Source organism: Fusibacter paucivorans (assembly GCF_018390735.1).
Classification (GTDB): domain Bacteria; phylum Bacillota; class Clostridia; order Peptostreptococcales; family Acidaminobacteraceae; genus Fusibacter; species Fusibacter paucivorans.
In genome coordinates this window covers 65,612-86,345 of record NZ_JAHBCL010000017.1, presented here as the reverse complement: position 1 = coordinate 86,345, position 20,734 = coordinate 65,612, and the positions used below count along the sequence as shown (strand labels likewise).

General features: G+C 43.5%; 15 protein-coding genes. 5 read left to right on the top strand and 10 right to left on the bottom strand.

Going from position 1 to position 20,734, the window contains the following annotated elements; all coding sequences use genetic code 11:
• Window positions 1-35 precede the first annotated feature (35 nt).
• A complete protein-coding gene (locus KHM83_RS11010; RefSeq protein ID WP_213237069.1) occupies window positions 36-1,931 on the bottom strand; it encodes a sigma-54 interaction domain-containing protein in 1,896 nt (631 codons plus the stop codon).
• A gap of 310 nt (window positions 1,932-2,241) precedes the next feature.
• Here KHM83_RS11010 and lysA point away from each other — a divergent pair, with 310 nt between their 5' ends.
• Window positions 2,242-3,540, top strand: coding sequence for a diaminopimelate decarboxylase (lysA, locus tag KHM83_RS11005; RefSeq protein ID WP_213237068.1), 1,299 nt, complete (start codon window positions 2,242-2,244; stop codon window positions 3,538-3,540).
• Between the two features lie 239 nt (window positions 3,541-3,779).
• On the opposite strand, the gene KHM83_RS11000 is transcribed toward lysA, so the two are convergent.
• The 9 genes from KHM83_RS11000 to KHM83_RS10960 all read right to left on the bottom strand — a co-directional run bounded on the left by KHM83_RS11000 (window position 3,780) and on the right by KHM83_RS10960 (window position 15,526).
• On the bottom strand, window positions 3,780-5,606 hold the full coding sequence (locus KHM83_RS11000) for a serine hydrolase domain-containing protein (RefSeq protein WP_213237067.1): 1,827 nt from the start codon (window positions 5,604-5,606) through the stop codon (window positions 3,780-3,782).
• Window positions 5,603-6,673, bottom strand: coding sequence for a M42 family metallopeptidase (locus KHM83_RS10995; RefSeq protein WP_213237066.1), 1,071 nt, complete (start codon window positions 6,671-6,673; stop codon window positions 5,603-5,605). The genes KHM83_RS11000 and KHM83_RS10995 overlap by 4 nt, the downstream gene beginning before the upstream one ends.
• A gap of 49 nt (window positions 6,674-6,722) precedes the next feature.
• Entirely contained in the window at window positions 6,723-7,526 is an 804-nt protein-coding gene (locus KHM83_RS10990) for an MBL fold metallo-hydrolase (protein ID WP_213237065.1), read from the bottom strand.
• A gap of 44 nt (window positions 7,527-7,570) precedes the next feature.
• Window positions 7,571-8,419 carry a two-component system regulatory protein YycI gene (locus tag KHM83_RS10985; RefSeq protein ID WP_213237064.1) on the bottom strand — a complete coding sequence of 283 codons (849 nt, stop codon included), beginning with the start codon at window positions 8,417-8,419 and terminating at the stop codon, window positions 7,571-7,573.
• Between the two features lie 89 nt (window positions 8,420-8,508).
• Complete coding sequence (locus tag KHM83_RS10980) at window positions 8,509-9,951, bottom strand: hypothetical protein (RefSeq protein ID WP_213237063.1); 1,443 nt, start codon at window positions 9,949-9,951, stop codon at window positions 8,509-8,511.
• Between the two features lie 14 nt (window positions 9,952-9,965).
• Window positions 9,966-10,808 (bottom strand): hypothetical protein, encoded by an 843-nt coding sequence (locus tag KHM83_RS10975; RefSeq protein WP_213237062.1) that lies wholly within the window; start codon window positions 10,806-10,808, stop codon window positions 9,966-9,968.
• Window positions 10,809-10,942: 134 nt separating this feature from the next.
• Window positions 10,943-12,727, bottom strand: coding sequence for an ATP-binding protein (locus KHM83_RS10970; protein ID WP_213237061.1), 1,785 nt, complete (start codon window positions 12,725-12,727; stop codon window positions 10,943-10,945).
• Window positions 12,728-12,990: 263 nt separating this feature from the next.
• Entirely contained in the window at window positions 12,991-13,683 is a 693-nt protein-coding gene (gene yycF, locus KHM83_RS10965) for a response regulator YycF (protein WP_213237060.1), read from the bottom strand.
• Between the two features lie 238 nt (window positions 13,684-13,921).
• On the bottom strand, window positions 13,922-15,526 hold the full coding sequence (locus tag KHM83_RS10960) for a M23 family metallopeptidase (protein WP_213237059.1): 1,605 nt from the start codon (window positions 15,524-15,526) through the stop codon (window positions 13,922-13,924).
• Between the two features lie 379 nt (window positions 15,527-15,905).
• Here KHM83_RS10960 and KHM83_RS10955 point away from each other — a divergent pair, with 379 nt between their 5' ends.
• The 4 genes from KHM83_RS10955 (at window position 15,906) to KHM83_RS10940 (ending at window position 20,658) form a co-directional block, all read left to right on the top strand.
• Window positions 15,906-16,934, top strand: a complete 1,029-nt coding sequence (locus KHM83_RS10955; RefSeq protein WP_213237058.1) for a DnaD domain-containing protein — start codon at window positions 15,906-15,908, stop codon at window positions 16,932-16,934.
• A 9-nt stretch (window positions 16,935-16,943) separates the two neighbouring features.
• On the top strand, window positions 16,944-17,924 hold the full coding sequence (locus tag KHM83_RS10950) for an ATP-binding protein (RefSeq protein WP_213237057.1): 981 nt from the start codon (window positions 16,944-16,946) through the stop codon (window positions 17,922-17,924).
• A 228-nt stretch (window positions 17,925-18,152) separates the two neighbouring features.
• Entirely contained in the window at window positions 18,153-19,157 is a 1,005-nt protein-coding gene (locus KHM83_RS10945; RefSeq protein WP_213237056.1) for an isocitrate/isopropylmalate dehydrogenase family protein, read from the top strand.
• Between the two features lie 142 nt (window positions 19,158-19,299).
• The gene (locus tag KHM83_RS10940; RefSeq protein ID WP_213237055.1) at window positions 19,300-20,658 is read left to right on the top strand and encodes a citrate/2-methylcitrate synthase; all 1,359 of its coding nucleotides are present in this window, start codon (window positions 19,300-19,302) and stop codon (window positions 20,656-20,658) included.
• Window positions 20,659-20,734: the final 76 nt, after the last annotated feature.

Below are 20,734 nucleotides of genomic sequence, written 5' to 3'. Positions count from 1 at the left end.
CTGATCAGACAGAGGCATCCTCCATTTGATCCCGGCTATCCATTGAGATGAAATTTACGAAGCCGTTCATAAAAACTAGATTTCGCTAGCCCTAGCACCGCCATCGCCTCTTGATGGCTTTTTGTTTTATGCAGTGTCTCTAAAATAACCTGACGTTCATAATCCATCAGCTGTTCTTTCAAAGATTTTGCGTTTCCGTCTTTTCCAGAAAGATGAGACAATATAATGTGTTCCGGCATAATGGTCTCATCCACACAGACGGCCATTGCACGCTCTAGTACATTTTCAAGTTCCCTGATATTGCCGGGCCATGCATAGCTTCGGAGCAGACTGTATACCTCTGCGGAAAGCTGTTTTTCAGGCATTTCGAGCTGCATCGAAAGTTTCTGCATAATCTGTTTCGTCAATCCGTACAAATCTTCCCGCCGTTCGCGAAGCGCCGGTATTTCAATAGGAAAAACATTTATCCGATAAAATAAATCTTCCCTGAACTGATGCGCTTTGACAGCTTCATAAAGCTGTTTATTGGTCGCTGTAATAATCCTCGCGCTGGCACGCGTCGGAATTGAAGCCCCGATCTTATAAAACCGCTTGCTCTGCAGCGCCTGTAAGAGCTTTACCTGAATCTCAGGCGGCACTTCCCCAATCTCATCGAGGAAAAGTGTCCCACCTGCTGCCTGTTCAAAAAAACCCTTCTTGCCTTGATCACTCGCCCCTGTAAAAGCCCCGCGTTCATAACCGAAAAGTTCACTTTCAAAGAGTGTGGACGGAATCGCCGCACAGTTGACTTCGACAAACTCACCATTCACACCGCTGTTGTCGTGAATCAGTCTCGCCAAGAGGGTTTTACCCGTGCCGCTTTCACCCGTCAGCAGCACATTTGACTTAATCTGCGCAGCTCGGTCTGCCAAGAACTTCACTTTAATCATGGCATCGCCAAGACCTGACATAGCCTCGAACTTTGAGAGGACAGCCGGATCCGGTACGCGTCGCGCCGTGGTTCTCAGCGCTTCCATGTCTTCTAAAATCGCTTCGTGCTCTGAAAGCAGTACCTGCATTTCAGAGAGATCTCGAAATTTGATCATGAGACAGATCCCATCAGACCGATCAAAGAACCGTTCAAGCACACAAAATGCCGGCCTGAAGTTTAAATCCAAATAGAGCTTCTGGCGTTGAATTTCACCACGATGTGTCGCTTGAAGCGCCAACATGCGCGCCAACTGTTCAAAGAGCACTTCTGATTCAAACAATGACGCCAACTCCCTACCGTTTAATGACCCATCATCTGCAATGCCCTTCGCACCAAACCGGCCGCCTCTCAGCAAATCGCCAATGGCTTCCCGGCGAATGGTATATCCCTTATCTTGATAAAATTTTAGCGCCCCGTCTTTTCCGCTTAAAACCACCATATGGCCGTAAGATTTCGCATAACGCTGTTCAAATACTTGCCCATCTAAGGTAATCATCATGCGCTTCGCATAAAAATCCAGTGCCATTTTGACATCATGTCCCATAAAGTCCGTTTGATAGACAAGCTGCTCCAAAAGTGCCGTTGCCGAAGCCTGCTTAAAAGATGCTTTCGTCACATCCCCATCAAAAATACCCATGCCGACAATCGCATCGCCTTGCTTTAGCGTCTTGGCATCAATACCAACACGTGATAACAGTTCCGGCGTCAGTTCACCATCATCTTCTCCAAGCATATTGCTCATAAAAAAAACAAAATCGCCTGGTTCCAAACAACCTGCGGCATGTGAAATTTCACCGGAGAGCAAAATGCCCGTGATACGCTTTGCCTTCTCATTAAATGCTCTGATCTTTAATGATTGATCCAGCAGTATAATGCCTTCATCAATCTTATCTAGTATTTCATCATCTATGAATGGCATCTGCTTGCCATATGCATCATCTTTCTGTTTTTTCACTTTCATAATCGACTTCTCCGTTCAAAATGATCTGGTTCGCATCTATTGATTTTCATCTAAAGTGTTTTCGCTTCGATACGTCTTTATATCTTTGCGACTTTGCGGCGCTACGGCTTACCCGTTAAGGCATAGACACCGACATTTCAGTCTGCTTTATCGTACCTTTTTCCGATTTTTCGCACACATCAATGCTTTTGCTTCCATTATAGAGAATAAAGACGCCCTTTTCAAGCGCCCTTGCCGATTTCGATAAACAAATGCATATTGGCACGATTATTGCGTTAACTTTATACAATAAAAAATATTGGGAGGCACTATGTTTGAAATTAAAGGTCACGACCTCTATGTCGAGCAGATAAAAGCAGTCGATTTAGCTGCACAGTACGGCACACCGCTGTATGTCTTATCCGAATCGTCTCTTCGAAGCAATTTAAGTGATATCAAAGCAAATTTTATGGACAAATACGAACAGGTACAGGCAGCCTACGCCAGCAAGGCGCTTTTGACCTCAGCTGTTGTGCGCATTGTCGAACAAGAGGGGTTTCACCTCGACGTCGTTTCCGGCGGCGAGCTCTATACGGCACGGCACGCCTCTTTTCCAATGGCCAAAATCATCTTTCACGGCAACAATAAATCAGATGAAGAACTGCAAATGGCACTGGATTATGGCGTCGGCCGCATAGTCGTCGATAACGTCGGCGAACTCCACCGTCTTGCGGCAATGGCAGAAAAGGCAGGCAAAACAGCAAAAATACTCTTCCGAATTACACCGGGCATTAAAGCAGGTACCCATCACTATATTGCAACGGGACAAAAGGATTCAAAATTTGGCATTGCACTGGATGAAAGCATCATCTTTCCCGCAATCGAATTTGCCATTCAAAGCAAAGCCATTGATTTCTTAGGCTTTCACTTCCACATTGGCTCACAACTCTTTACAAATGATACGCACATCGCTGCAACCAAAGTTGCCGTCAGCCTCATAAAAGCTGTTAAAGACCGCTATCAATATGAGATTCGCGAGCTCAATACAGGCGGTGGTTACGGTATTAAATACGTCGAGGGCGACACGCCAAAACCCGCGGCATACTTTACAGACGCCATTATGGAATCGCTTGAAAGTCTCTGTAAATCTGAAGGACTGCTTCGGCCGACAGTTTTTATCGAACCCGGTCGTTCCATTGTTGGTGAAGCGGGCATTACCTTATACAAAGCCGGCGCGATCAAAACCATTCCGAATATTCGCACCTACGTTGCCGTTGATGGCGGCATGACCGATAACATTCGCCCGGCACTCTATCAAGCAAAGTACGAAGCCATCGTCGCAAATCGCGCCGATGCGCCGTCAGATGAAACGGTCACACTTTGCGGCAAATGCTGTGAATCAGGTGATATCCTCATCGAACACATTCCGATGCAGCATATTGAAGCCGGCGATATCATTGCCGTTTTCAGCACTGGCGCCTATACCTACGCCATGGCTTCTCATTACAATAAACACCCTAACCCGGCTGTCGTACTCGTCTCCGGTGATCAATCCTATGAAATTGTAAAACGGGAAACCTACGAAGACCTCGTCTCAAAAGATGTCATCCCCGCACATTTAAAAGCTTAAGCTCATCGTCAGTATTGATAAGCATACATTCATAATGAACGCAAATCAAAAAGCCGATCAACCTGATAAATTGTCTGTCAAGACAGTTCAGGTGATCGGCTTAATCTTTGTAATATCTGTCCCCATACTTTCCCCACTAATCCACCAATTCTTCACAAAGAAAACAGTAAATTGGGGATAAATACGGGGTTATGCACAGGTTATCCACAAAAAAAGACTTTTGTGTACAGTTTTAGTGCCTAAATAAAATTATAACGCCACATCCATATCAAAAGCAATAGGTTGAAGGCAAGCAGCATTCTAAAAATAAATGTCGTACCGCCACGCCACCTAAAATCTGTTGTACCGCGCCCCAACATGATAATCGAAGGGATATAAAGAATACCGGCTATGATCCCCGTTACTTTTACCCACATCGTTGACGAACCCGCGTTAAAGACCACGAGCCATGCATTGTAACGCAATGCAATCCATACAATGAGCCCAAGACTTCCAGAACTAAACAGCGTTTCCAAAAGCAATACCGCTCTTGGTGTACCATTAATACGATTAACTCGCAGCGAATCCCAGCGTGCAGATAGAAAAATCACAGCAATGAAGTTAAAGAGCGCCGCTAGGAACAGCACCAGCATTTCAAAGAAAATACTCTCAAACATACCAACGCGCTGATAATAGGTATTGTCGATTACGAGGTATTCCAGCTTATTCGAATCATCAAAGATAAACCTAGCATAATTGTCATCTGCTTCGCTGTAAAAAACACTGTTGCCAATGGGTTCATACATTACTTTGTCGATGACCAGACCACCTGTTGTCTCCGATACGCGAATTTGACGAATAATTTTTGTTACGCGTTCAATAGTCTCTGTTGATATATTCATTGGTGCATACGCACCGATTAAGTCCTGATATTCGCCCTCGTCAAAATTCGCCAATACCGAATTGGTATGATGTGCAGCATCTTGTGCATAAAGCGACAGGATCTCATCTGTCAGTTCATCACGCAGCGCTGTTGCATCTGAATTGTACCAGATGAAAACGCCGAGCCCCAGCTCGGGAATAAAGAACATCCGTGATGTCTCTCCGGGAATACCACCGTCCTGAAGGAATAAATCGACACCTTCATCCTGCTTGATGGAAAACCCAAGACTGCGTCCCAAAAGATCATCGTAAGCACTAACCTGCCGGGTAAACATATCTCGGTAATCAGCTCGTGCATAGGCAGAACGGGTCATATCCTGAAGCAGCGTCGTCATGTCAGACGTCGTCGTAACGAAATCCTCAGAGGCAATGAGTTTGCTTTTAAAAGGCGGCTGTTCAGTCTGTTCGCCGCCAAAGATATGATAACCTTTTGCAACACTCGCCAAATCCGTTGAAGTTCCCATGAGAAATGAGGCACTCATTTGCATATTGAGTGGTTCTAAAATTGATTCCGCCACATACTGTTCATACGGCGTATTGGATAAAGCTTCTATCAGCAAACCTGCCAATACCGTACCAACATTAGAATAGATAGTGTCTTCACCCGGTGACAAAACAGCGCGGTGACGATAGTCTGTCATAAAGTCCCCCGCGTAATCTGAAAACTTTAACGGTTCATGTTCAAGCGGATTCATCATTTCAGCTGTATCTGCCCGAACTGAAGGTATGCCCGTCGTATGCTGCAGCAAGTCGCGAAAGGTCAATGAAGCGTCCGGAATGTAGGCATCAATCAGATAGCCCGAAATCGTATCATCTAAATCAATAGACTGCTGCGACAGCAATTTTAAAAGCGCCATCGTCGTCAAGACCTTACCGATAGACCCCGTCTGAATCGCAGTCGTCTCAGCATTTAACGGCGCGCTTTGACTTAAATCAGCCATTCCCTGCGTCACTTCATAAAGGATCTTGCCGTCTTTGACAATACTGACAGCGATTCCGGGAACATTGTAGTTAACACTTTCATATTTTATGATTTCATCCATGGACGCCGCTGCGTCATCGGCAAATACAGGCAGCATCATAGCAATCTGCATAGCGATCAAACAGACGGCGAGGAATGCGTATCTATGAAATCTTAATTTCAAAATAACAACCTTTCTTTATCTTCAGGTGATATTTTCTGAATAATGGCCTTTGCCAAAGCGATGGTCGCCTCTTGATCTGCAACGGCGCTGTAACCATGATGGGTATGGGCATATCGGACTGGTGTCCCGAGCACGAGACATGGGACGCCGTCATCAGCCAAGTGAATAGCTCCGGCATTGGTTCCGCCGCCTTCCCGCACGGCGCGCTGATAGGCAATGCCTTCTGATTTCGCCGTTGCAATCGCATAGGCAATTAAGTCGGCATTGGCAATCATCGAACGGTCAAAATGGCGAATTTGCGTTCCCTTTTTAAGGGCTCCTTGTGAATCGTAGGCATTCTTAAACGTATCATCCGCAGGTGTTCCTTCAAAGACAATCGCCAAGTCCGGTTTAATCTTTCTTGCATTAATGCCTGCGCCGCGCAGCCCGACTTCTTCCTGCGCTGAAATAGCACCAACGAGCTTCACATTTAATGGCGTGTCTGCAAGCGCCAGCATCGTTTCAACGACGGCATTGCATCCGAGGCGATTATCAAATGCTTTGCCGCACATGATCCCCGTTTCTTCAATATAGGAAAATGTCGCATAAGGGACAACCGGCGCACCGGGTTCTATCTTAAAAATTGATGCGACCTCATCAAACGAAGTGGCACCGACGTCGATACTCATCTCGCCGATAGGCGTGAGCTTCGCCGGTCCCGTTGTGAAATGAGGCGGTTTTGACGCCACAATCCCCTGAATATAAGTGCCCTCTGCATTTTTGATCCATACCTTTTGAGCCGATACATTTTGATCACTCCATCCGCCAAGCGGCAAAAATTTTAACGTGCCATTGGCTTGAATGGATTGAATAATAAAACCAATCTCATCGGAATGTGCATCCAGCATGACGACGGGAACATCATCGCTATCATTGTCACAAGGACGCCTTAAAATAACATTATGCATTTGATCTATGGTTACTGTCAGTCGATCACCGACATATTGCCTGATTACCTCGACGACTTCTTTTTCGAATCCAGATACGCCCTTTGCGCTGGACAGTGCCGCCATGAATTTAAGATCCATCGTGCCCTCCATTTCAATTTCAACTCACTCACCGATTAACCGCTTCACGCTATTTCACCAGTTTGTAGCATCTGCCAACTTTATCTCGATAAGTTAAATCGAGATTGACATCAACCCCCATCCGAATTTGCGCCGACTCTAAAATACCCCGAACCGTCTCATAAGCCAGTTCCGGCACATTGTTTTCCTTGCTGAGATGCGCGAGTAAAACATGTTTTGTCTTGCCGTAAGCAATAATTTCCTTTGCAAAATAACCGGCATCATCATTGGATAAATGTCCGTATTCACTTAATATCCGACGCTTTAAGTACATTGGGTAACTACCCATTTTCAGCATTTCTATATCGTGATTCGATTCGATCATCATCAAATCGCTGTCTTTGAACTTCGAAACGACCTCATCGTTCAGCATGCCGAGGTCTGTTGCAATAGCTACTTTGGAGCCCGCATTCATAAAGGCGTAGCAGAGCGGGTCAACGGCATCATGTGAAATCCGTGCCGACTGAATGATAATATCACCAATCTCCAGCATATCAATCGTATCGTAAATACGAAGGAGTTCACTGTTTACATTGCCGATTTTAAGCTTAACCGCCTCCCACGTCTTTGCTGTAATATGCAGTGGGATCTGATGCCGACGCATTAAAACACCCAGACCGCTAATGTGATCTGTGTGCTCATGTGTCAGCAATATGCCATTGATTCCGTTGATGTCCACATCCAAGTTGTGCAATGACGTTTTGATATATTTTCCGCTCATCCCAGCGTCGACGAGTAATTTCGTACGCTCGGATGCAATATATTGACAATTCCCTGAACTTCCGCTCGCCAGAGAACAAAATGTTAATGCCATAGTTCCTCTTCTCATTTATGATGACTTCTCTTCGTCGCTTTAAATCAATTTTCTGAAATAGCCCTAACGTAATACGTATTGCCATCTGAAACCGCAATGCGATAAAACGGCATCGCTTCACCTGCAATCAGGTTGCTGACGACGGCACCGCTGTCATTCAGTTTGTAGCTAATGCCTATTTCAGTGATTTCATCGCCTTCATCCAGCTTTGACAGCGTGACGTAAAGCGCTCGATCTACAGAAATTATATCATATTTATTTGTAGAATGGTCGGTATTAATATGAAGCCATGTTCTTCGAAATGCCACCAGCGAATCACGATAGTAGATAAACGTCATCAGTGCGTCATCCATGACATACCCTTGGTAAACTTGTTTGGCATTGACAATGCGGTATTCATCGCGCTGAAAATACCCTGAGATACTGTAATCCGCTGCATAGCCCAAATCCGATATCGTCTCGTCTGCCATCTTTGAAAGTTTCGTACGCGCTGCCGCATCTTCAATGACTTCACTTGGAAGCCCTTGATCATACACTTCGTCCGGAATTTCCCGAAGTTCATAATAGAGTGACATCTCACTGAGTACGATGCGGGAATTCCCTTTCGTATACTGATTATTATTGGTTTCATAATCATCACCCAAGAACTTCTGAACATCCGCCTCTGTATGGCTTTCAAACGAAACGGCTATGGAATCGAGTTTATCTGGAAAATCGAGTTCTACACCGTCAAGACCAATATCATTTTGCTCATAAAGCGCTACAACGCGATCAAGCTGCTCTTCTCTTTCTCTTTCAAAGGCCAGCTTGCTCTGCACGTAAGTTGCGCCGAGCAACACATTTGTAATCAGCAATACCAATATTAAAATTGTCTTGATCCTCGACCAATCCATAGCGTCACATCACCTTTTACATCATTAATAATTCTCGTCCATAATAAGCATCTAATAAACCTGCACGTTCCTAATGTCAATCACGCCCGTTAACGATAATTCTCAATGAGCGCTCCCGTATAGGCATTGAATAAATACGTCCTGCCGCTGATGACGACGCGCCAAATTGGAATCATCGTCATATCCTGCTGATAATACTGTCTTTCAATGCGCTCAATGTCACTTCTAATGGGAAAATAATATTGTATGCTGTTTAGCGTGGCATCATAAATATCGTTGTCCTGCAAATAATAAAGGCTGACTTCAAGATAGTTTTGTGTAATACAGTTATCAATCGAATACATTTGATCCAAGCTCGTATAAACCCGAGACATCATCTGTTTAACATTTTTTTCAATGGCAATAACCTGTCCGCCTTTAACGGTAACTTGAATGCCGCCTGACTGCGCTGAAACCACTGTGTCATCCAGCTTATATGAAAAGTTGAAGCGATACTTCGTATAATCTTCATCCACAGTGACAACACTGTCCAACTGAACACCTTGGGGCAATTCGCCGAACTGTTCCATACCGCCAATGCCGATCGCCAAACTCTGTCGAAAACCCATTTCGTGCGCAAGTGAGCTGTTGAATTTCTGATTCATAATGATATCGCCATTTTGTGCAACCGTTAACGCCTTGTCGCCATAACCGTACATCAATACAATTGAACCGTTGACGTCTTCTAAGCGTTTTACAAAATCCAGTCGATTTCCAAACACCTCATTGGCGATCGACGCCACTGAAGCATCAAATGCTTCCGCGTCTGTGGACACTTCATTCATTACTTTAACGCCTTGTGTCAAATGGGTATACTGATAAGGCAAAAGTTCGTAATTATAGCGCGACAGACTATCCGGCACAGTACTTGCCAAACTAAAACGGTCACTGATTTTTCGGTATTCAACAAAATCACTCGCCATCATCGTATCCACCAGTTCAGAAACGCTGTTTTCTGCTTCTGTACCCTTTATTGCCACACGATAATAAGCCTCTTCGTCTCGATCATATACGAAAAGGCTATTTGGCAAATCACTGCGCATCAGAATTTCATACGGCACCCACTTGCTGACAGCAGAGGGAACCTCAATCTCACTGTCATAAAGCGGCAGCCATTCTGCACAGTTTAAGTCAATGGTAAAGCGAAGCAAAATACTCTTGTCGGCAAAGGCTTCAATGTAATCCGTCATTTCAATGACTTCAACACCTTCATAATTTACCAAACCATCTGTAACAATCGGTCTCAGTGCATCCCAGATCTTTTGCTGCATCTCTGTATCATATACCTTTGTATATGATAGACCCCCAAAGCTAACATAATAACTTTGGGGGTTGATATATTTTGCAACATTGACAGACGACGTCTCAATCACGTTAACCGTTTCGAGCACGCGTGTCTGACCATCTAAAAGAACCAGTCGACTGAGCACCACTGCTGCGATCACTAAACTCACCAGCATTATGGACTTAATCGTTTCTTTTAACGATGTCATCTGACGTATCCCTCTTAATTTTTCGCTTTATCTTCTACCGATATCGGATCGGCAATCATGTCATTAATGGCTTTGTCTCTTGCGAGCACTTGAAAATCAAGCTCCTTGATCACCGTCTTCGATGCATCAAAAATGCGAATGCGGTAATCGCCTTCATCCAACATCCCAACATCTTTTAAGTAACTCGGCGAATTAATCGTATCCTTTAAACAAATCACTTCAAACAGTTTTAGATATTTTCGCTGAATTTCTGAAAAGGCGCGTTTTTGCTCGGCAAGCGCACTTAAATGCTGAATATATGTCTGGTACGCTTCTTTAACATCCGCGGATACTTCAGCGGTATCCATATCAAAATCATCGACAGCGTTAAATCGATACTTGCTAACAGCCGCATTGATCTGCGTATTCAGCGTGTTTATGATTTCGAGCTGTTGAAAATACTGGTTGATAATTTGTGTCTCAGCAGTATACTTATCATCAGTTCGGACATACTCTTCTTCCGTTAGCCCAGCTGTTGAAAGCCACTCCATGGCAGCACCGGATGACAGTTTCACGACCGGAACGCGTAAGTCTTCACCGAGATCATCAGCGAACGGCAATGTATCTTCAAGTTTTACCAACGATATTGTCAGTGGATTATCCATTAGTTTTGAAAAAAAGTCGGCGTCAATAATGTTAATGGTAATATATAAATCCTTGTCGTTGAATACATGATCCGTTACAGGTTCTGCAATAATAATCTCATCCGGTGACAATACCGAAGTATATTCACCGCTGTCAACATTCGCCATGCTGATGGATGCCGCTAGCATGATGACCCCTGTTAATATCATAAATAAACACTTTTTCAACAACATTGAACGCCTCCGAATACACGAATAATTTTACACTATTTCATTATACGGCATGATTGTTACAATCGCGTTACAACAGATTTAAGATGACATTACACTTGTTGCAATCAGTAGATTCCAAGCTGTTTTACACACTGCTAAACGACGTTAGTTTCGCTGTTTCCAACCCCTTGGGTATAGGGGAGGTTTATGGTGACGACCGTACCGTGTCCATAAACCGATTGTATACCGATCGCCCCACCGTGCGCCTCTGCAATTTCCTTGGCAATGGAGAGTCCCAGCCCCGTCCCGCCGAGCATCCTAGAACGCGCTTTATCAACTCTGTAAAATCGCTCAAAGATACGGTTCATGTCCTCTTCGGGTATTCCAATGCCATTGTCCTTTATCACAAGATCAAAGGTTTTCTCATATGATTTAAGATCAATTTCAATAATGCCTTCCTCACCGGAATATTTAATGGCATTAGAAAGTATATTCAACACGAGCTGCTCAATTTTATCATAATCAAATTCCGCTGAAATCGGCTCATCTACGAGTCTTTTCACAATAGCCTGCCGCTTCTGATCAGCCGTGACTTTAACCTTAAGAATACAGTTTGAGATCAGTCGGTTGATATTATGCTGTGCGTACTTGAGCTTGACCGAAGCAGAATCAAAACTCGTCAACTCCAGTAAATCCCGTACTAATCGCGACATGCGGTCTGCTTCTGAGTTGACGACTTCCAAAAATGTCTTCTCAGTTTCAGGGTCATCGACCATGCCTTCTAAGATGGTCTCAGTATAGCTCTTAATACTCGTCAGCGGCGTTTTTAGTTCATGTGAGACATTCGCAACAAACTCTCGCCGCATATTCTCGAGGCGTTCTTCTTCTGTAATATCCGTCAAAACGAATACAGCGCCTGCCTTCTGTAATGAATCGTCTAAATAAGGTGCAAAATTCACTTTCAAAATCTTATCCCGGTAAGTGATATTCTTCGTCCCAATATCTTCTGAAAGCCGTCCGGAACTGTAAACTGATAACAAATCACCGACGATATCTTCATTTTCAATGGCTTCGACACCAAACAACGCCAGTGCCTTTGGATTATTATGAATAATTTCACCCTCGGCGTTGATCGCCACGAGCCCATCTTCCATGTATTCAATAATGGCCTCGAGCTTGCTCTTTTCACTGGATATTTCACTGATACTGGCTTTTAGTGCTGTAGACAGAAAGTTGAACGTCTTGGATAATTCGCCAATTTCATCCTCTGAACGCACTTCAACCATTTGACTAAAATCACCTTCTGCCAGTTTAGATGCTTTCGCCGTTATTTCATTGATTGGATCGGTAATGCTCTTTGAGAGAAAGTAGCTGATGACGATTGTCACACAAAGCGACGTCAGGATAGCCTGCAAAATGATGCGCCGCGTCGTGCTCAAACTGCTGTAGATATCTTTTAAATCGTAACGCAAATAAATAATGCCGCGCAGCTGATCATCATCAATAATCGGATACACTTTATCCTTCGTCCGCACCGAATCGCTGATCTGAATATTCTTTTCCATTACGTTCCCAAGTAAGCCTTCGACCACCAATGCATCACTCAATATATCTGAGACAGCACGACCACCTACTTCGGCACTGGAAGCGACAATTTGCTGCGTTGACTGCTCAATAACGTAAATTTCCTCTCGGAGACCGATATCAGCATGGTTATCAATAGATGCCTGAATCACATTTTTGTTGGCAATTAGGTCACCATCCTGAATCTTTGCCAATTCTGTCAACATAATCTGGGCGATATCATCCAGTCGCTCTGAGGCGACATTGAGATTGTAATCCTCAAAAGAACGAATGATAAAAACGCCGGCAATAATCATGGCAATAAAAATCAATAGAAAGTATATCATTGTGAATCTTGAACGAATACTCTTAAACATAAGTCCCTCAATGAATGCGTTAAAAAGCATTCACCCTTCAATAGACATCAAATAAATTTATGTCAACTCTAAACGAATATAAGCTAATTTTGAAATAGTATTGAAATCTTATAAATTAATATTGAGATCGTATAAACTAAAATGGGCTAAATACAGAGATTGATGAAAAATAAGCGATCAAAATACTTGCAACGCCGTGTAACGGGAAAACAAAAAGCGCCGACATCTCAGCGCCCTATGCCCATATGTTATAAAGCCTCTTATCAGTTCTTTTTAAAATAATAACCGACACCACGCTTTGTCATAATATAAGCCGGATTACTGGAATCACTTTCAATCTTTTCACGCAAGCGCCTAACCGTAACGTCTACTGTTCTGATATCACCAAAGTATTCATAACCCCAAACATCTTTCAAAAGCTGCTCACGTGTAAAAATCTGATTGGCTTGCGTCGCTAAAAATTTCAGGAGTTCAAATTCTCTCAGTGTTAATTCAATCACTTCTTCTTCACATTTTACTTCATAGCGATCCAAATCAATTGAAAGACTGCCAGTGACGATGTTATTGTTGTCACCGACACCGAGATCAGTCAACTCAACACGTCTTAAATTAGCCTTTACCCTTGCAATCAGTTCCCGCATGCCAAAAGGCTTGGTGATATAATCATCTGCACCCAGCTCGAATCCCAAGACTTTATCAACTTCCTCTTCTTTTGCCGTCAACATGATAATCGGCATGTTGAAGCTCTCGCGAATCCGCTTGCATACTTGAAAACCATCGAGCTTCGGCAGCATAACGTCCAGAAGCACTAAATCAGGCTGAAATTGATAGACGCGTTTTAGCGCCTCATCGCCGTCGAAAGCCGTGTCAATCTCATAACCTTCCTTGCTTAAATTAAATTTTATAATATCTGAAATCGGTTTTTCATCGTCAACAACAAGAATCTTCTTATTCATTCGAAACCTCCTCATACTCGTTTACTCTTTTAACATTATATCCTATTCTTTATCGGGAGAAAAGCTATCATTTTCAGAACACCTTTTATTGCCTCATATGGTTAGGCTGCATAGTATGTCTTTTACCGTTTTATCTGTCCACAATTATGCTTAGCATCACTATGACGCTATTCAGCCAGCTTTTCTCAATCATAACAAAAGTGCACTTCCAATGGAGAAGTGCACTTAATGGCAATTATTAAAATGAAACATAGTTTCTAGGGTTAACCGGTGTACCGTTTACCCTAACTTCGAAATGCAGATGCGGTCCCGTACTGCGTCCTGTATTACCACTGCGCGCAATAACCTGTCCCTGATAGACTTTATCATTTTTACTCACCAGCAACTTGCTGCAATGCGCATAGACTGTCTTAATGTTGCCGCCGTGATCAATCATAACATAATAACCATATGAAGAACTGTAGCCTGCAAATGTAACGACGCCGCCGTCTGCCGCTTTGACATCAGAACCAACCGGCAAGCCAATGTCAATGCCCTCATGACGTGCACCCCATCGCCATCCGAACTCGGAAGTAACAGAACCGCGTGAAGCGGGCCTTTTAAGTGTTCCCGTCCCCATACGAGGCGGCGGCTCTTTGGTACCCTTGTAGACGACTTTCGTCGTCGGTTCTGATAACACGGTTTCTTCTAAAACAGTACGTCCGATTTCTCGACCGTTTTGTTTCGTAACATTGGCAACAACTTCGCGTTCCCCTTCAATCCCTTTGACTTTGACTTTCGTTTCATCACGATAAAGGGATGATGTATCTTCATAAGTAACTTCAAAAGGAATATTATCAATGTATTCTGCGCGTTCTACGGTACAAACACTAATCATTGGTTTCGGTACAACCAAGCTGATCTCCTGGCCAATTTGAAGTGCCTCAGGCTTAACATTTGGATTCGCAGCTTCCAAGTCTGACGGCTGAATGCCGTAATAGGCTGCGATTACCCAATAGTTTTCACCTTTTTGTACGATATGCGTCCGCTCTTCTTTTGTACCTTTGACAATATAGGCAAGCATTGCTTCAACATCATCATAACCTTCAAAATCAGTTAATGGTACAAAACCGTGCAAGATCTTGACATCTTCACTGTAATACCAGTCCAGTATTTCTGATGTCTCCTCTTCACCAACCGTTGTATACATTGAAACCAGCTGATCTAAAACATTATCACATTCTGATTCTGATTTAAACTTCGCAAGGACTGTATCATTGACAACGATTTCATAAGCTCTGACAGCTGCAAAACTAATATCCGGAAGCGTTGGAAGCGCTTCTAGCGGTTCCAGTGCCGCATCTGACGTTTTTGCCTCTGTCACAGATACCATATGCGCTTCAGACATCTCGCCGGAAGTAACATCCACTGCATTAAAGCTCGAAAGTGCTTGAACGCCGATTAATGCAACGACCATAACGCCGATAACACCTGAAACAACCACTTTATGATGGTTTAGAAAAGAAGCATATTTACTGGTTATCGCTTTGATTTTCTCGCGATCAAGCGCTTTCAAAGCTGAAAAATCCAATGTTCTTAAACGCATTTTTAATTTTTCTATCAGAGTCGAAACAGATAGCTTAGTCGAAGCCTTGCTTGACACGTTACTGTTTTTCGACATTTTTTGATGACCTGAAATCTTCGTGTATAAAAGATAAAATGGATAGAACAGCATTGCGATGACTCTCGCAAAGACATCTGTTGTCTTGTCCCATCGCGATGACTTCGCATCCCCTTTTACATACACTTTTTGAGCATGACGCTTATAGACCTTGTTCTGAGTCGATCTATTCTTTCTCCCCATTCTTAGCTCCTTGGTTACTATTTGCGGTGCTTATCTCTCTAAAAATACCATTCTCATTATACCACAGGAATCATCTCAAGAAAATGAAATTATGTTGACCAGACAGACTTTTCAAACAGTTGCCGCCATTAGTCGACAAAAACTACCAGATTTAGCGTTCGTGATCTTCTTAATCCTCATTATATGCCAATTGCTGTCATTCAATTATTTTTTGAAAATATTCAAAAAACACATTTCTGAGGTAAAAGTCCCGACTAACCGACGGTTTTTGAAACATTTCTGTTAACTCTTTCTTTTCATTGCACATCTGTGTAAAATGATATAATAGAAATAACTTAACGATTGCCTGTTGCATTTTACGAATAAGGAGTGTACCCCAGTGAGTTTTGCCAATAAAGCACCCAACTTTGATCTAAGCGAACTGCATATTGAACGTCTTTTTATAACGGATTTTATGCCAGTTGCCAGCGGTACCTATGTGAAAGTATACTTGATGGGTGCCATGTTTGCCAGCGCCAGTCAAAGAACTTATCATGCTGACAATCGAGCGCTCGCCACTGCATTGCAGCTGCCGCTTCAAGATGTCATTGATGCCTGGCAGTACTGGGAGCGACAGGGAATCATAAAATGTCATCCACACGAAAGTGACACAGATTTTGATGTTGAATTTTTCTCATTAAGAGCGTTATATATAGAAAACAATTTTGTTCCAAAACAAAAAAAGCGGTCAAATGCCACCAATACACCTTATTCGCAATCGGCGTCAAATAACGCTTTTAGTTCTCAGCAGGCAGTCTTTTCATCGCTGATCCGCGAAGTTGAACAGATCGTCGGTCATCCGTTGAGTCCTAATGAGCACCGCGAACTCTCCGACTTCTATGAGCACTACTATCCCGATGCAGATATCTTAAAGCGCGCTTTTGTATACAACTACAAGGAGCGCAAGAGCTTTGGCTTTAAACGCATTAAAATACTGCTGGATCAATGGCTTAAAGCTGGACTGACTTCCATTGAGGCCATTGAGGCACATATTGAACATACCGGTGCCCGCTATGCGGTTTATAAAGAAATTCTTGCGGTACTCGGCGTCCGGCATCGATTGCCCTACCAAGCGGAAAGCGACGCCATTGACCGCTGGCTGGATTCCTATGGATTTGAGCCAGCCGATCTCGTCGAGATTATCAAATCGCTGTCAAAGCGTACCACCAATGTCAACTTCAATTATCTTGAGGCGCAGATAACCGATCTTCACGGGAAGGGGCTTAAAACGGCCTCGGAACTATCAACGGTGACAAAACCAACAAAACAGACCGCTTCATCACCCAAACGACGTCATCAATATACCGTGGAAAAGGATCGCACTTATACTGAAGATGAACTTGAAAGCATGCTGTTGAATAAAAAGTAAGGAGTTCTCATGCTGGATCCAACTGTCTATAAACAAATTCTCGAACAATACGCCGTCCAAAGGGATCATAATAAATATGACCGTAAAATGCGAAAGCTGTCACTTTATGAACGTATGCCGAGGCTTCGGGAAATTGATCTCGAGATGAGTCAAATTGGTGCTGAAATCGCCAAGGCCATCCTTCAAAATCCATCTCAAACAGAAGTGATGATGATGGAACTCGAACAAACGCTTGCACAACTTAAACGGGAAAAAGCCGCATTACTGGCATCACACAATATACCAGCCACATATCTGGAAGTGCAGCACCGATGTGAAAAATGTAAAGACACCGGTTTTTTGGAAACCAACGAACGATGTACCTGCTTTAATCAAAAGCTTATTTCAGCCGCTTATCAAATGTCCAATATTGAAAAGCAGCTGGAAAGTCAAAACTTTAATCATTTTGACCTCATGCGGTTTTCAGCTGAAATTCTGCCAAAAGAACGGCTGACGCAGCGGGATAACATGAAAAATCTATTGAGTGAAGCCGAACAGTTTGTTACCGCTTTTCCAGATGTCGGGCACCTGTTCTTTTACGGCAGCAGCGGTCTTGGAAAGACATATCTTTGCAACTGCATTGCCAAAGCACTGCTTGACCGCGGTCATTCCGTCATTTATCAAACACCATTCAGCATTATCGACATCCTTGAGCGCAAACAATTTACCGATCGTAACAATCTGATGGTCACCATTGCTTACCAACAGCTCTTTGAAGCTGATTTGCTCATCATTGACGACCTCGGTACAGAAACGGCAAACACCTTCACCATCAGTGAATTTTACAATATTATCAATGCACGCATTCTCAGTGAAAAGCCCATGATTATCTCAACAAATATCAAGCTCTCAGAAATCGCTACTTTTTACAATGATCGTATCGATTCTCGAATCAAAGGACATTTTAAACTTTTAAAATTCTTCGGTCCCGATATTCGCTGGGAATATTAATAAACAACATTCGGCAAAGACGTCGCTTTGACAAAATATTATTTTAATGAAGCATTTCAATAGGCACACACCTCAGCACCTGATTTTGTTCAGGTGCTTTTTATGACTTTTTTGTAACACACCACTTGACAGTTCATCGCAAGGTTTGTATAATTGTATACAATTATATTGTGTACATATGCATGATAAAGCATAAAAATTGACGGAAATAGAATTGGGAGGTATACAATGTACCAAATTACATTAATTCCTGGGGACGGTATTGGCCCTGAGGTAACAGCATCAGCAAAGGCGCTGATCGAAGCTGCTCTGGAAAAGCACCAATCGCCAAAGATTGCATGGGATATTCAAAATGCAGGTCAAACGGCTGAAACCATATTGCCGGATGTACTCTTAAACAGTTTGGAAAAGAACAAAATTGCTTTAAAAGGTCCTATCACGACACCGATCGGGAAGGGTTTTAAGAGCATCAATGTACAGCTTAGACAAAAATACGGTCTTTACGCCAATGTAAGACCTGTCAAAAAAATAATTGAAGGGCGATATGATGAAAATATCGACTTTGTTATTTTCAGGGAAAATACCGAGGGACTTTATGCCGGTGTAGAACGCGTCGATTCCCCGGATCGCATCATCGCAGAGAAAATTACCACGCGCCAAGCCTCGGAACGCATTGGCCGCGCTGCTTTTGACTATGCACACAAGCTTGGGCTAAATAAAGTAACCGTGGTGCATAAAGCCAACATTTTAAAACAGTGCGACGGCCTCTTTTTAGAGAGCGTCACCAAGGTTTCAAAGGATTATCCCGATATCGACCTCGAAGCTGTCATCGTGGACAATATGGCAATGCAGCTGGTCATGACGCCTTCTAAGTATCAAGTCATTGTGACGACGAACCTTTACGGTGATATCCTCTCCGATTTGTCCGCAGGTCTTGTTGGCGGATTGGGGCTCGTGCCGGGTGCCAACCTCAATGATGACATGGCCGTCTTCGAACCTGTACACGGCAGCGCTCCCGACATCGCAGGACAGGATCTGGCGAATCCGACGGCATGTATTTTATCCGGCGTCATGCTTCTCGAACATCTCGGCGAAATCGAGGCAGCACATTCACTTTATCAGGCAGTTGTGGACACACTCAATACACCGTCAAAGCGCACAAAAGACCTCGGTGGGACATTGGGAACAAAAGCTTATACGGAGGCTATTTTAGAATCACTTGGAAGTCTTTAAACAAACACTTTTGCATTCACGTTATCAATACCATACAACGCAATGCATTCAATCTCGTTACATTCAATTACAGTTACATTCATAGACGGCATTTGCATTCACTTTGAAATGCTGCAAAATATTTGGGAAAGAGGGTGAATAAATGGATTACTGTGATATCCAGGCAACCAATCAGCAATTGGTGACAATGGCCATGCAGAACAATACAATCTCAAAAGATGATTTCAAAAAATACAATATCAAACACGGCTTACGCAACAGCAACGGCACGGGTGTTCTCGTCGGCATTACCGGTATCTGTAATGTTGAAGGTTACACAATCGAAGATGGTGTCAAGGTGCCTCAGGAAGGACGCCTGTATTATCGTGGAATCGATATCTACAACATCGTCCGCCATTCAGATAGGCGCCCGGGGAAAAGACTATTTGAAGAAACGATGTTTTTACTGCTCTTTGGGCAGCTGCCAACCGCCTGCGAACTCGAGAGCTTCAACGCTATGCTGGATGAATACCGCAATCTTCCGGCTGGTTATACTGAAAATATGATTTTAAAAATTCCAAGCCATGATATTATGAATAAGCTCCAGCGCAGCATTCTCGTGCTCTACTCACACGATGATCGCCCAGACGATTTGGACATGGAAAATCTCGTCCTTCAGTGCATCAAGCTGATTGCCAGAGTCCCGACGATTATTTCCTACGGCTTTCAGGCAAAGCGTCACTATTTTGATCATCAGAGCCTTTTCATACACCCACCTCAAAATAATTTGGGCACGGCAGAAAATATACTCTATATGATCAGAAGCGATAATAAGTACACGGAGACTGAAGCGGCAACGCTTGATCTCGCATTGGTGCTTCACGCTGATCACGGCGGCGGCAACAACTCGGCTTTTGCAACGCACGTCGTCTCATCAAGCGGCACCGATACCTATTCGGCCATCTCTACGGCAGTCGGCTGCCTGAAAGGTCCTAAACACGGCGGTGCCAATATCAGGGTTCGAGAAATGATGCTGGATCTCAATGCAAATGTCGACAATATTGAAGACGAAGCACAGCTTCGCGATTATCTGCAAAAGCTCATCAATCGTGAAGCCTATGACCGTTCGGGGCTCATCTACGGCATTGGACACGCCGTCTATACCAAATCAGACCCCAGAAGTGTCGTCCTCAAAGACAAAGCACGCGAACTAGCCGCAGAAAAGGGCAAAATGAATCTCTTCAACCTATACGAATCCGTCGAACGCATCGGCATTGAACTGTTAAAAAAAGCAAAGGGTGAACACCTTGACATCTGTGCCAATGTCGATCTCTATTCCGGACTGGTCTACCAACTGCTCGATATCCCTCAGGAACTCTACACGCCGCTATTTGCCGTTGCAAGGGTTGCAGGCTGGTGTGCACACCGCATTGAACAGGTCATGAGCGACAACAAGATTATTCGACCTGCTTACGTTTGCGTCAGTCATGAAAAAGAATACATCGCATTGGATAACCGCTAATCATACCAATGCAAATGGTATAGACATTTGAAAGGTTATGATGCAATTTCCTTAACGATAAAAAATCCGATATCAG